12 protein-coding genes are annotated in these 13,686 nt (G+C 53.6%); 6 read left to right on the top strand and 6 right to left on the bottom strand.

From position 1 onward, the window contains the following. The first annotated feature begins 254 nt into the window (after nt 1–254). From AC0L73_RS04340 to AC0L73_RS04330, 3 genes are all read left to right on the top strand, one after another. Nucleotides 255–1,346, top strand: a complete 1,092-nt coding sequence (locus AC0L73_RS04340; RefSeq protein WP_473654972.1) for a TRAP transporter substrate-binding protein — start codon at nt 255–257, stop codon at nt 1,344–1,346. A gap of 63 nt (nt 1,347–1,409) precedes the next feature. Continuing rightward, a complete protein-coding gene (locus AC0L73_RS04335; protein WP_473654971.1) occupies nt 1,410–2,405 on the top strand; it encodes a TRAP transporter small permease subunit in 996 nt (331 codons plus the stop codon). A gap of 10 nt (nt 2,406–2,415) precedes the next feature. Then, on the top strand, nt 2,416–5,070 hold the full coding sequence (locus tag AC0L73_RS04330; protein WP_227949974.1) for a TRAP transporter large permease subunit: 2,655 nt from the start codon (nt 2,416–2,418) through the stop codon (nt 5,068–5,070). Nucleotides 5,071–5,165: 95 nt separating this feature from the next. Here the strand turns inward: AC0L73_RS04330 and AC0L73_RS04325 are convergent, their stop codons facing one another. The 3 genes from AC0L73_RS04325 to AC0L73_RS04315 all read right to left on the bottom strand — a co-directional run bounded on the left by AC0L73_RS04325 (nt 5,166) and on the right by AC0L73_RS04315 (nt 7,834). Further along, nucleotides 5,166–5,885, bottom strand: a complete 720-nt coding sequence (locus tag AC0L73_RS04325) for an arginyltransferase (RefSeq protein WP_227949975.1) — start codon at nt 5,883–5,885, stop codon at nt 5,166–5,168. A 91-nt stretch (nt 5,886–5,976) separates the two neighbouring features. After that, nucleotides 5,977–6,696 carry an SLC13 family permease gene (locus tag AC0L73_RS04320; RefSeq protein ID WP_473654970.1) on the bottom strand — a complete coding sequence of 240 codons (720 nt, stop codon included), beginning with the start codon at nt 6,694–6,696 and terminating at the stop codon, nt 5,977–5,979. After that, the gene (locus AC0L73_RS04315; RefSeq protein ID WP_473654969.1) at nt 6,677–7,834 is read right to left on the bottom strand and encodes an SLC13 family permease; all 1,158 of its coding nucleotides are present in this window, start codon (nt 7,832–7,834) and stop codon (nt 6,677–6,679) included. The genes AC0L73_RS04320 and AC0L73_RS04315 overlap by 20 nt, the downstream gene beginning before the upstream one ends. Before the next feature lie 151 nt (nt 7,835–7,985). Between AC0L73_RS04315 and AC0L73_RS04310 the strand changes: the two genes are divergently transcribed. Continuing rightward, nucleotides 7,986–9,248 carry an NAD(P)/FAD-dependent oxidoreductase gene (locus tag AC0L73_RS04310; protein ID WP_473654968.1) on the top strand — a complete coding sequence of 421 codons (1,263 nt, stop codon included), beginning with the start codon at nt 7,986–7,988 and terminating at the stop codon, nt 9,246–9,248. On the opposite strand, the gene AC0L73_RS04305 is transcribed toward AC0L73_RS04310, so the two are convergent. Next, nucleotides 9,243–9,755: an RDD family protein gene (locus AC0L73_RS04305; RefSeq protein ID WP_227949981.1), complete on the bottom strand. Its 513-nt coding sequence runs from the start codon at nt 9,753–9,755 to the stop codon at nt 9,243–9,245. The two genes, AC0L73_RS04310 and AC0L73_RS04305, sit on opposite strands and share 6 nt — an antisense overlap. Before the next feature lie 130 nt (nt 9,756–9,885). On the opposite strand from AC0L73_RS04305, the gene AC0L73_RS04300 reads away from it, so the two are divergent. After that, nucleotides 9,886–11,088 carry an MFS transporter gene (locus AC0L73_RS04300; protein WP_227949984.1) on the top strand — a complete coding sequence of 401 codons (1,203 nt, stop codon included), beginning with the start codon at nt 9,886–9,888 and terminating at the stop codon, nt 11,086–11,088. Continuing rightward, nucleotides 11,034–11,873 (top strand): class I SAM-dependent methyltransferase, encoded by an 840-nt coding sequence (locus AC0L73_RS04295; protein ID WP_473654967.1) that lies wholly within the window; start codon nt 11,034–11,036, stop codon nt 11,871–11,873. Before AC0L73_RS04300 ends, AC0L73_RS04295 begins: the two co-directional genes overlap by 55 nt. A 1-nt stretch (nt 11,874) precedes the next feature. Here the strand turns inward: AC0L73_RS04295 and motB are convergent, their stop codons facing one another. Further along, entirely contained in the window at nt 11,875–12,768 is an 894-nt protein-coding gene (motB, locus tag AC0L73_RS04290) for a flagellar motor protein MotB (protein ID WP_227949988.1), read from the bottom strand. A gap of 29 nt (nt 12,769–12,797) precedes the next feature. Next, complete coding sequence (gene motA / locus AC0L73_RS04285; RefSeq protein WP_227949990.1) at nt 12,798–13,655, bottom strand: flagellar motor stator protein MotA; 858 nt, start codon at nt 13,653–13,655, stop codon at nt 12,798–12,800. Nucleotides 13,656–13,686 lie beyond the last annotated feature (31 nt).

Genomic DNA, 13,686 nt, shown 5'->3' with positions numbered 1-13,686 from the left:
CTAAAGTATTAGAACACGGCAATAATATGCATTTTTTTGAATATGAAAATTTGCCTTGTATTTGACCTATCTTCCTGCAAAATGCAATCAACAGGGAGAATTCGCGAAATCAAATAACTGGCCATAGATGCCAGACTAATAAGAAATCTGCGCCAAAGCAGGTCACCGAAATCCCGCGAATAATCTGTTACATGAACGCTATTTTGAGGGACGGATCAATCCGTCTTTCAGTTTTAAAATGGGAGGATCATTTTATGGAACGACGCAAGTTTTTAACAGGCGCAGCACTTGCTGGTGCAGGGGTTGCCGCGGCACCGTTTGCTGCACCGGCCCTTGCACAGGAACGCAAGGAAATGACGGTTGTCTCTACGCGGCCACGGGATTTCCCGGGTCTCGGAATCAGTGCACAGCGTCTTTGCGCTCGTATCACCGAAGTCAGTGAAGGTCGCCTTACAGTGAACTATTTCGCTGCTGGTGAACGTGTTGGTGCATTTGACTCGTTTGACGAAGTTGCCTCCGGTAACGCTCAGGCGTACATCGGCGCTGACTATTACTGGAAAGGCAAGCATCCGGGTTTTGCGTACTTCACGTCCGTGCCTCTCGGAATGACCACAGTAGAATGGAATGCCTGGATCAAGTTCAAGGGCGGTCAGGCTCTCTGGGACGAAATGTCCGGTGAATTCGGCCTGAAAGCACTGCCTTGCGGCGCGACCGGTACCCAGATGGGCGGTTGGTTCAACAAGGAAGTGAATTCTGCTGAAGATTTCAAGGGCCTTAAATTCCGTATGCCGGGCCTCGGCGGTGACGTGATTGCCAAGCTTGGCGCATCCGTTGTTTCTCTTCCGGGCGGTCAGATTTATGAAAACCTCGTTTCTGGCGCAATTGACGCAACGGAGTGGGTTGGTCCTTACAATGACTACTTCCTGAAATTCTACGAAGCCGCCAAGTATTACTACTATCCGGGCATGCATGAGCCGGGCGGGGGACTTGCCTTCGGCATGAACAAAGCATGGTGGGAAAGCCTCACCAAATGGGAGCAGGAACTGATCACGACTTGCTGCATGGAAGAACATGCTGCGCAGTACGAAGAAGCTCAGGCTCTTAACGGTGAGTATCTTCAGAAGATGATCACGGAAAATGGCGTTGTCTTGAAGGAATTCAACGACGATGTCTATGACGCCTTTGCCGAAGCTGCGGCAACGGTGTTTGAAGAAACACGCGCTCATAGTGCGCTTGCAACGAAGATCGACGATTCCTTTCAGATGAACCTCCGGGAAATCGGCGGTTACCAGAAGATCGCGGAAGTCGCCTTCTCTAACCAGCGGAACCGAGTGCTGGGTATTTAAGTTGCATTTAATGCGGACAGGGGCGGGATTACAATCTCGCCCCTTCCCCTATGGGAGGCGCTGATGATGATGGCGGGGGATGTTTATGCATCAAACCGCGGGCTGCAGTGGACGGTTCGTGTATTTGGTTGGTGCATGTTGGTTGGGTTACCAATCTACTTTTTCAATAACTATTTGATTTTTGTTCAGGACTGGCCGGGCCTCGCGCCTATGTTTGGCGATGGTGAGGTTTTAACAGAATCCTGGATACAGTTCAGTTTATATATTCTCGGGCTTGTATTTGCCATTGTCCTAGTCCGCCGGACATCTACCCGCCATTTGCGGGATGAGGCGGCGATGATCACCCGTTTTAATACCTATCTTGTCCGCGCAGCATTCTGGGCAGTATTTCTGGTCGGCATTGTTGATATGTCTCTCTCTTTTCTCCGGATCGAGGGGCTATTGCAGCATCTGATTGGGGATGAGTTAAATGTCGAGATGGGGCGCGCCCATTTTCGCGGGCCCTATATCCATATTCCCCTGATATTCCTGTCACTCCTGATTGCGCTTCGCTCCCGCACGCTGGGCTTTCAGTGGTTGGCACTGCTGGTTGTTTTTGCTGAATTGGCGATTGTTCTTTCCCGCTTCATCTTCTCCTATGAACAGGCGTTCATGGGAGATCTGGTGCGTTTCTGGTATGCCGCGCTTTTCCTGTTTGCAAGTGCCTATACTCTGGTAGAGGAGGGGCATGTCCGCGTCGATGTGTTCTATGCCGGCTTTACCAACAAGACCAAGGGCTTTGTGAATGCGGTTGGCACATTGTTTATGGGGATTACTCTCTGCTGGACAATCTTGTTTGTCGGTATGGGCAGCAAGGCGTCCATTATCTACAGCCCGCTCTCCAATTTTGAAGTGAGCCAGTCCGGGTTCGGCCTGCACGTGAAATATCTCATGGCCGGATTTCTAGCCGTATTTGCGGTGACCATGTTAATCCAGTTTGTCAGTTACCTGATGGAGGCTGTCGCCGATTATCTGGAGCAACCGGGTCATCACGACCATGAAGCGTCATTGACGGGATAGAGTATAAATCATGGAACTTGTCTTTCTCGCTCTCCTTATCTTCCTGATGGCTCTGGCTCTTGGGTCTGGCTATCCGGTTGCCTTCGCGCTGCCCGGATCTGCGATTATCACCGTTAGCCTCGCGGCCATCGTCGGCTATGCGGCAACCGGTAATCCGGACGCTTATTTCTCGCACGGCGGTCCCTGGCAATGGCTGAGTGCCGGTGTGACCAACCTGCGCGGCGTCTATTGGGAGGTAGAGCGTGATACGCTCATCGCGATTCCGCTGTTCATTTTCATGGGCATTATGCTGCAGCGCTCCAAAATTGCCGAGGATCTGCTGGTTACAATGGCGCAGTTGTTTGGCCCGGTACCGGGTGGCCTTGGAATTTCCGTTGTCTTCGTGGGCGCGCTTCTGGCGGCGACGACAGGTATTGTTGGCGCGACCGTTGTCGCGATGGGACTGATTTCCCTGCCGGCGATGTTGCGCAACAACTATTCGAAATCATTGGCAACGGGCACGATTGCCGCCTCGGGCACGTTGGGCCAGATTATTCCGCCGTCGATCGTTCTCATCATTCTCGCCGACCAGCTCGCGAGCGCGGTCGATCAGGCGGGAACGACGCGTAAGGCACTATTCAAATCCGCGACGGGGGAGCTGTCCATGCCTTCCTCCTTCGATGTGGTGTCAACCAGTGCGGGAGAAATGTTCCTTGGGGCGTTTGTGCCGGGCTTGCTACTTGTCGCCATCTATATGCTGTTTATCTTGATCTACGCCCTGATCAATCCAAAGGTGGCCCCGGCCGTTCATGGCGGAACCTTCGACAGAGCGTTTTTCGGCAAGTTGGCGTTGGCACTCTTTCCGCCGCTCGGGCTTATTTTTCTCGTCCTCGGATCGATCCTTGCGGGTATTGCAACGGTGAACCAGGCGGGTGCCATTGGGGCCGTGGGTGCCATTATGATGGCCGGATATCGCCTGAAAAGTGAAGAGAGAGGGGCCTATACGCCGGTTCTGCTCGGCTTGGCATCTCTCGTTCTCATTCTGGGCGTGTTGATGATATTCCAGCCCAACGTCAAATCTATTGAAACGACCAAGGATGCGATTGGCATTGCGCTTGGTGCCATCGGGACTGTGGGCCTGATTATCGCCATCGGCTGGAGCAGTATGCGGGCGCTCAAGATCGAGAATACCCTGCAGGAAGTGATGATCGAGACGGCGAAAACGACGTCTCTCGTGTTTATCATTCTGCTTGGCGCGGCGATGCTGACCGCGGCGTTCCGCGCGTTTGGCGGTGAGGAACTCGTCCGTGACTTCCTTAACAGCATGCCGGGTGGTTTTTGGTCAAAATTCATCATCGTCATGGCGGTGATTTTCGTGCTTGGCTTCTTCCTCGACTTTATCGAGATTGCGGTGGTTGTTGTGCCGATCGTGGCGCCGATCCTGCTGGCCGATCCATCGGCGAATATTACCGCGGTTTGGCTCGGGGTGATGATCGGGCTGAATATCCAGACATCTTTCTTGACGCCGCCCTTTGGTTTTGCACTCTTTTACCTGCGCGGTGTGGCACCGGCGATCGTTAAGACAGTTGATATGTATAAAGGTGTGATCGCCTTTATTTCGCTGCAGCTGATTGCTTTGCTCATCGTCGGGCTATATCCACAGTTGGTGAACTATTTGCCGAACCGTTCTTCCTTGACGTCGGAGACGGCGCCTCCACCTAGGAACCCGCGCCTGAATTACTGCGTTGATCGCTATATCGCCGATCAGTTCCAAACCAATGGTGCTGCGATCAATGCTTCGATTGCGGAGGCACGTCAGCTTAATCTCGATTACCTGCCGAAGCGGTTGAAGACTAGCCTCGAAAAAAGCTTTGACGCGGCGTCTTCTGCTCCGGCATTGATGGCGGAGGCTTGGCAGGCCGATGGCGTCATCAATGAGAATGTTGGCGCGTTCAAGCCTATTCAACAAGTCGTTCGTGGCATTGAGGCTGAGATCGCGGATGTGGATCTGGAGATCAAGGATCTCAAAGTCGACATTGGCCGGATGTATTCTGAAGATTTGGCTGATGCCAAGAAGAAATTAGAGGATCAGGTCGCGGTTTTGGAAACAAAACGGGCGAAGCTGGCCGCGGAAATTCCATCAGACTGGAAAGAAACCTATGACAGCTTTCATAAGCTGCTGAAGGCAGAAACACTGCTTCGGAGTAAGTACAATCGTGCCGCGGGGGAAGCTTATAAGCCGGTTGCGGAACTGATTGCTATCTTGCAAAGCAACAGCGGGTATTTCGATCTAAAGGCGGATCTGGATCAGATTAAGGACGATTTCGCCGGGGAGGACCCCGCGGCCTTGATTGCATCGATTGAGGATCTGAGCAGCCGTGTCAGTGAAGTAGAGGGGGCATCTGATGTTTCCTCCGGACTGTCGAAAGTCCGGCGCAGCCTGAAAGCCAATACGCCTGATTTCGAAAAGGCAACGGAAGAGATGGATAAGGTTCTCGCGAAATATGAGGAACAGGTTGGCTGGCGAAATCAGGCTGGAACCAATTTGTTGCCGACATTGGAGAAGTATGAACTGGTTATTCGCGATACTGTGGGGCTGAGGGAGCAACGCAAGCTGGATAAGGATCAGGCGATCTTTGTGGCAGCGTGTCAGTCTGGCCACCGGGATGTGTCCCATTACTTCTGATATCTGATGATGGGATAGAAAAATGACGAAGCGGCGGGCAGAAAAGCCCGCCGCTTTTGTGTGTGCTGTTGAAAGGTTGGTTGGACCCGGCGTTGCTATTTTGGCAACAGTTTCCAGCCGTCGCGGGTCAATATTTCAGAGGGATAGAAGCGCTTTTTGTATGCCATCTTTGGGCTTTGATCGATCCAGTAGCCAAGATAAACGTAAGGGAGGTTCTGCCGCTCGGATTCGGCTATATGCCAGAGAATCAAATAGCTGCCCGGACTGCGATGGTCCTCATCTGGATCGAAGAAACTGTAGACAAGCGACAGACCGTCTTCCATCTCGTCGATCAGGCAGACGGCGAACAGACTACCGTCGGGCTTTCGGAACTCTGCGAGTTTGGAGCGGACAGGACTCTCCTCAACCATTGCCTGATAGTCGGAGAAATCCATATCCACCATACCGCCTTCAGAATGACGTGAAGACAGATAGCGATGGAATAATTCAAAATGTTCGCGTGAAGCCTCTGAGGGGAGAATTTTTGCGGAAATATCCTCATTCGCCTTCCAGGTACGCCGAAATGACTTTTTCAACCGGAAATCAGCGGCTCTGACACGGATAGGAATGCAGGCGTCGCAGCCGTCACATGCTGGCCGGTAGGCAAGATCCTGACTGCGCCGAAAGCCCGCATGGCTGAGCGTGTTATGCAATCCATCGGGGTCATCCCCGGCAAGCAGGGTTACCACCTTGCGCTCCAACCGATCATCAAGATACGGGCAGGGGGCGGGCGGGGTCGAGAAGAAAAACCGCGATGGGATTTCCACGCGTTTCATCTTGCCATATGTCCCATTTTATTTCCCATATGATAAAGGTAACGCGAATTACTGAGTTCGCAAATAGCGCGCACAAATAAATGTCGCGATTTTACATTAATCCATAATAAAAAGGCGCGAAAAGGGAGAATATGATCCAAAGCAGCAACACCAGTGGCGCACCCGCCTTGAAAAAATCAGCAAATTTATAGTGCCCGGGGCCCATTACGAGAAGATTCGTTTGATAACCCATCGGTGTGGCGAAAGAACAGTTCGCGGCAAAGATTACAGCAAAGACGAAGATCATTGGATCGACGCCCAACTCCTGCGCGATGCTGATCCCGATAGGGGTGAACAGGACGGCCGTCGCGTTATTGCTGAGAATGTTTGTAAAGACGGCAACCAGCAGGAAGAAGGCCGAAAGAATAACACTCGGACCAGCACCGGCCATAATCCCGAGTATCCCATGAGCGAGGTAGCTCGCGCCGCCGGTCGCCTGCATAGCTGCGCCCAGGCCTAGGGCCGCACCGATCAGCAGCAGGATGCGTCGGTCTATCGACCGGCTCGCCTGATAGACATTGAGGCAGCCGCTTACCACCATTGCCACCGCCCCGCAGACGGCGGCCACCACGATGGGGAGTAATCCGGTCGCGGCGCAAACAACAACGGCACCAAAAATTATGCGCGCCTGCCAGGCAAGCGCCGTCGCCGGTAACTCGCGTGTCGACCATTCCATCAAAAGCACATCCGGATTATTGCGGAGCCGCATTATATCCGACCGATTCCCGAGGATGAGCAGTACATCACCGGCCTCAAGGCGGATATCCGTCATCCGGCTGGTCCAGAATCATGCGGGAGCGGCGCTGGATACCCACCACAACACAGCGGGTACGATAATGGAAACTGATCTGATAGAGTGCCCGCCCGATCATGCGGGACGCCGGGGCGACGACGGCCTCGGCCAGCGTCTGTTCCTGCACATTCCCAAGCTCTTCTGTTGCTTCCGCATTCGGGCTGTCCGGCTCCAGAAATCCCTGCAATATTTGTGGATTGTCAGAAAAGGCTTCGGTTATGGATTTACGGGTGCCGGCGAATACCACTGCGTCGGCAGGTTTCAGGGTAATGCCGTCAAATGGTGGTAGCAGCACATGCTCGCCGCGCTGTATAAAGCGGATGGTAATATTGCGTAAGCTCGGGAACTGACCGGCGACAGCTTCCTCTCCCACGAGAGGGCTGTCGGGGGCAACTTCCATCTGTACGATGAACTGCTTGCCCGAAATGTCGACAACCTCCCCCTTCATCGATGTCCGGTTAGGCAGAATGCGCGGGATGACTATAAGCGCATAAATCAGCCCGAAAAACGCTAGAACTGCGCCGGGGATCGTGAAATCAAAGAATCCAATTTTTGGCTGCCCCGCTTGCGTCGCTGCGGCCATCACAAGCAAATTAGTGGAAGAACCGATGAGCGTGGTCATGCCACCGAGAATGGAGGCGTAGCTCAGCGGGATCATCAGGGTCGAGGTGGAGCGGTGCATTCGTTCGGCCAGTGCGGTCATCAAAGGGATGAAGATCACGACGACCGGCGTGTTATTCATAAAAGCGCTAATCACCAGCACGGAGGCAAGCACGACAGCAATGGCAAGGATCGGGTGATGACGGCGCAAGGTCACGAGACGACGGATCGGCTGTTCCAGTGCGCCGGTGCGCACAATGCCTTGCCCGACAACGAGCAGGGAAAGAACAGTAATCAGCGCAGGATCGGCAATCCCGGCGAGAATTTGCGTTGGGGTGAGCAGATTCTTGCCCGATTCATCAACCAGCGGATAGAAGTGAAACAGCAGAAGCAGGGCCGCGATTACTCCGATTGAGGAGATTTCCAGCTCCACCTGCTCATTGGCGAAGGCAAAAATCGCAACGGCAATAAGGGCGAAAACCGCCCAGATATGATACACTGACCCAACTATTTCCATTGGCCGCAATAATTTCCTTGCTGTTTTTACGAGTCGGAGTAAAAGCTTCGCGTTGGCAGATATACCGACACCTCCATCATGAGGATTGTCTCTGATCTTGCAAGCCTGTTGTTATCGCCGAATGGCCATAAACCTTTGAAGAAAAACCAAGATGAACATTTCATATTATGATGCCTCGGCGTTGGCGCGTGCCGGGTATCCACGACTGAAGGGTGCGCAAACTGCTGATGTATGTATTGTTGGCGCAGGCTACACCGGCCTGTGTGCAGCGCTGGATCTGGCTGCGGCCGGTTTATCGGTAATCGTGCTGGAATCAGAGCGGATTGGCTTCGGTGCGTCGGGCCGAAATGGCGGCCAGATCGCGACAGGTTACTCCCCGGGAATGATCGATACGGAGGCGTTGGTCGGGCCGGAAGACGCACGCCGTCTCTGGGATCTCTCGGCAGAGGCGATCCGGCTTCAGAAAGAACGCATCGCGCATCATAATATTGCCTGTGATTTGGAAGCGGGAGAGCTTTATGCCGCCGTTAAACCGCGTCATCGCGACTGGTTGCTGGAAGAGCAGGAACATTGCGAGAAAAACTATGGCTATCGCGATTACCGCTGGTTGGAGCAGGAAGAACTGGGCGACTATATAAATTCCGAGCGCTTCTGCGGTGGGTTGCTGGATTCATCCGGCGGGCATCTGCATCCGCTGAATTATGCACTTGGTCTTGGCAGGGCGGCCCATGATGCCGGGGTGCAGATTTTCGAAGACTCCCGTGTAGAGGACGTCAAGAAAGGCAAAACTGCTGTTGTCACTACGGAAGAAGGCTCGGTCACCGCGCGTTATGTGGTTTTAGCGGGCAATGCCTATCTTGCAGATCTGGATCACTCGCTCGCCGCGAAAATAATCCCTGTCGATGCCTGTATCATCGCGACAGAACCATTAGGGGAGGTGCGTGCGAAGGCTTTGATGCCAGCGAATATCTGCGTTTCTGATACCAACTTCAATCTCGACTACTTCCGAATGTCGTCGGATCACCGCTTGCTCTATGGCGGGCAGGATAAGCTGATCAGCAAGCGAACGATGGCGGGGGCGGCGCTTAGGGAAAATATGCTGGCGACTTTCCCCGAATTGGAAGATGTGAAGATTGACTATATCTGGGGTGGCAAAGTCGCGGTAACGCGCAATCTTCTTCCCGATGTGGGGCGGATGGACGGCAATATTTACTACGCCCAAGGTTATTCCGGGCAGGGAGTGCCGCTTTCGGGTATTGCTGGCCGCCTCATCGCCGAGGCAATCCAGGGGGATGCCGGCAGATTTGACGTATTTGCGCGCATTCCGCACAAGGCTTTTCCGGGCGGAACAGCACTTCGCGTGCCGCTGCTCTCCATCGCCCGGCTTTATTATGAATTGAGGGATGCCTTATGAACGGATCGGCACGCGCCGGATTACCGTGTCGACCAGATAGTCATGGAGCAGCCGTCCACGTGGGTTAAACAGCGAGACCAGCAGGATCAGGGATGATGTCGCAGCCATGGTGAAATAGAATAACGCCGCATGAATGAGCGCGATCAGGTAATCCGGCGCGTCGCCATTCATGCGCTCCATCCGGACATTCATAAACCGCATCCCGATCGTTGCATTCCCGGGTCCACCGACAAGAAGAGTATGATAAAGAATCGGGATCGCCGCCAGAATAAGCACGAGGAGCGGGGTCAGCACGCCAAAGGTAATCACCCCGATCAGCGTTGCGGCAATGGTCGCAGCAATGGAAATAACCGCGATGCAAAGCACGTCGATCGCATATGCAAAGACACGGCGGAGGCGGATCGATTCATAATCATCGGGATTGAATGTGCCGCTCGCGGGCTTGCTTCTGGGGCCATTTTCCTCCAGCGGCGACAACTCAATCAACGGGCCGTTCTGATTTTTCATAGTGCGCGAAATCCTTTCGCATGAGAAACAATTGGTATCGCATTTTTTTTGTAAATGGTACTTGTCGATTGAAATACAATGCTCCATTGCTGTTTCCGGGCGCGGCAGGATGGCATGAAAAGGAAAGAAAATGCAGTCACGGCCGATACTTATCTTAATTCTGGCTGGCGGATTGATCAGCCTGATCGCCATGGGGTCGCGCGCGGCCTTCGGCCTGTTTCTGGAGCCTGTTTCATCAGATTTCGGCTGGGGGCGGGAGGTTTTCGGCCTCGCCCTTGCAATCCAGAATATCGTCTGGGGATTGTCCCAGCCCTTCGCCTCCGCCATTGCCGATAAATACGGCTCGGGCCGCACGCTGGTCGTCTCCGGAATTGTCTATGCGGCAGGGTTATTCCTGATGTCGCAGACAGGCAATGCGACAGAACTGCATCTCTCCGCCGGGCTAATGATTGGCCTTGGTCTCTCCGGGACCGGCTTTGGTGTGGTCATCGGTTCTGTCGGACGTGCGGTACCAGAGGAAAAACGTTCAATGGCGCTTGGGATTGTTGGCGCGTCGGGTAGTCTCGGTCAGTTTTTGATGGTTCCGCTGGGTCAGGCATTCCTGGCAAACTATGGTTGGTCGATGGCGCTGGTGCTGATTGGCTGTTGCGCGCTGTTGATGATCCCGGCCTCTGCCTTTGTGAGGGGCAAGGCGGAAGACAGCGCCGCCGCCGGCGCGGCCAATCTCTCCTCCGCCGTGCGGGAGGCCGCGGGCAATGGCAGCTACTGGTTGCTTTTCTTCGGATTTTTCGTGTGTGGTTTCCATGTGACTTTTGTGGCCGTGCATCTGCCCGCCTATATCGTGGATATGAATGTTGCGCCGAAATATGGTGCGATTGCCCTTTCCGTGGTCGGTTTGTTCAATGTGATCGGTTCGCTGGCGTCCGGCTATCTCGGCGGTAAATATTCCAAGAAATACCTGCTGAGTGCGCTTTATTTCCTCCGCGCCGCGCTGTTTGTTGCCTTTATCCTCATTCCGATCAGCCCGCTGACGATTATCGTCTTCGCAGGCGCGCTCGGTCTTTTGTGGCTCTCGACCGTGCCGCTAACCTCCGGTTTGGTGGCGGTCATGTTCGGGCCGAAATATATGACGACCCTCTTTGGGTTTGTCTTTTTCGGCCATCAGATTGGGGCGTTTCTCGGAGCATGGATCGGGGGTGTAGCGTTCGATTTATATGGCTCCTACGATATTGTCTGGTGGATGAGTGTAGCCCTCGGCATTATTTCCGGGCTTATTCATTGGCCGATCCGGGAGGGGATGGCAACTCGTCCAGCCCAGGCGGTTGGTGGCTAGACGAGGGTAGCGGGAACTTGCGGGGGAAGAAAATATCACCGGTCCTTGCGGCCCTTGCCATTCAGGCAGCGATTTTTGTCGGGCTTTACCTGCTGCGTCCGGTTGTGGAGGAAGGGATAGACAGGCCGGTTCCGATGCTCTGGCTGGTGTTGGCGCAAGGCCTTATTGCCGGGATTGTGACAAGAGGATTTGGTTTTTCCATCCCATGGGTAATCGGGCAGGTGATCGCACCACCGCTTTTATTGTTTGCGCTCGCGCTCGACCTGCCGAGCTGGATTTTCCCGGTTATCCTTATTCTGCTGGTTCTGGTGTTCTGGAACGTGGCAGTGGGGCGGGTGCCCCTGTTCCTGACCAACCGCACCACATCAGAGGCAATTCTCAAGTTGCTCCCGAAAAAGAACGGATTTTATATGGCCGATCTTGGGAGTGGGCTTGGCGGTACGCTTCGTCACCTTTCGAGAAATCGGCTGGATGCTCAGTTTTCTGGGCTTGAAACGGCACCGCTGCCGTTCGCACTTTCCTGGTTGTTGGGTCGCTTGAGCGGCATAAAGAACCTGGAGTTTCGTTTTCAGGATATTTTCAAGGCTGATTTAAGCGAATTTGATGTGGTCTATTGCTTTCTCTCCCCGGTGCCGATGCCGGACTTGTTCGAAAAAGCAAAAAAGGAAATGAAACCCGGCAGTCTTTTCATCAGTAACAGCTTTGTGGTGCCGGGCCATAAACCCAATAGGACGGTCAAGGTGGATGACCGACGTCAGACAAAATTGCTGATCTGGAAGATGTAATTTATTTCAAGTTAGGCGGAAGGACCGGTGTCTCCCGCAGGAGAATAATACTGATCCGGCGGTTTCCGGGGTTGGATGGGTCGTCGGCAATCAGCGGATCCGTATCCGCCCGACCGGCGACTTTTTCAATCCGATCCGGTTTCAGTCCGGCATCCAGAAGGGCGCGGCGGCTGGCATTTGCACGATCCGACGATAGTTCCCAGTTTGAATAGTCGCCACCATTGAAGGAGGAACTGTCCGTATGTCCACTTATAGAAAGACTGTTGGGCAGTTCTTCAATCGACTTGGCAATCTTTCCTACCAGGCTTTGGATGCGCGGTGTGATGTTGGAGCTGCCACTTTCGAACATACTTTCGTTGAATTGATCGACAATCTGAATGCGCAAGCCCTCGGGTGTCATGTCGATAATGATATTGTCCTTTAGGCCGGAAAGCTCCGGGTCCTTGTTGATCGCCTGACGGATCTGGTCGCGAGCTTGCTCGAAGCTGGCCTCCTCAATCTTGCGCAGCTTTTCAAGAAGTTCCGCTTCTTCCATTTCACGGGTTTTGCGGGCGTCTTCACTCTCGCCCTTGCGGCCGTTGTCCGGCGGGCTGATGCTGGAAACAGCGGACGGAACACCAAGATTTGAAATCTGTGCCCCCTCGGTCTGCATACTGGTTCCGCCCATAACACCGCCCGCGCCGGACTGACTCAGGCTGGCGGTTGTCGGTGCAAAATAGTCGGCCAGGCCTTCTTTCTGTTCGGTCGTTGTCACGTTCAAAAGCCAAAGTAGCAAGAAGAACGCCATCATCGCCGTCACGAAGTCAGCATAGGCAACTTTCCAGGCGCCGCCATGCGCGCCATGGCCGCCTTTCTTGATTTTCTTGACGATAATTGGGGCGAGATCATCCGCCATAGGACACTCTTACTTTTGGGCGTAAAATATCAGACAGTTGGCGCTTCATTGCAGGCTTCTTCCAGCTCTATGAAGGTCGGACGTTCATGACTATAAAGGGTCTTGCGGGCGAACTCGACCGAGACAGCCGGGGCATACCCCTGTAGATGAGCGAGCAATCCCTGCTTGATGCATTCGAAATATTTGCTGTCGGCATCAGTGAATTGCTCAAGGTTTTTACCCATGGGAGAAAACAGGCCGTAGGCCACGAAAATACCAAAGAAAGTACCCACAAGCGCTGCCGCAATAAGACCGCCGAGCACTTCCGGCGGTTCAGCAATAGAACCCATAGTAATAATCACACCCAGCACGGCCGCAACGATACCGAAGGCGGGAAGGGCTTCACCCAGCGCAGTTACCGCACCGGAAATGGCATGTCCCTCGTTATGATGGGTTTCGATATCCTGATCCATCAGGTCTTCCAGTTCATGTGGATTTTCAGTCCCCATGGTCATCAGCCGGAGATAGTCGCAGACAAAATCGACTGCGTGATGGTTCTTGGAAAAGGCTGGAAAATGTTGAAAAAGCTCACTTTCATGCGGATTTTCGATATGCGGTTCCAGCGCGATCATTCCTTTGGTCTTGGAAAGCTTGAATAAGGCGTAGAGAAGGGTCAGCAGCTCGGTATAGGATTTCTTGTCATGAGGCGCACCTTTCATCAGCTTGCCGAATGACTTTAGAAATCCGAAAATCACCCATTTCGGGTTGGACTGCAGGAAGGCGCCAACACCTGCGCCGAGAATAATCAAATACTCTAGCGGTTGAAACAACACGGCAAAGCTGCCGTGGGGGGCATAACCACCGGCGACGGAGCCGAATGTCACTACGATACCAATAATCCAAAACATTCTTACACAGATGTCCTTACACGATGGCTTC

The organism is Sneathiella sp. D3-11 (assembly GCF_055809395.1).
The sequence above is the reverse complement of the archived record's forward strand: the minus strand, read 5'-3'. Positions and strand labels throughout refer to the sequence as shown.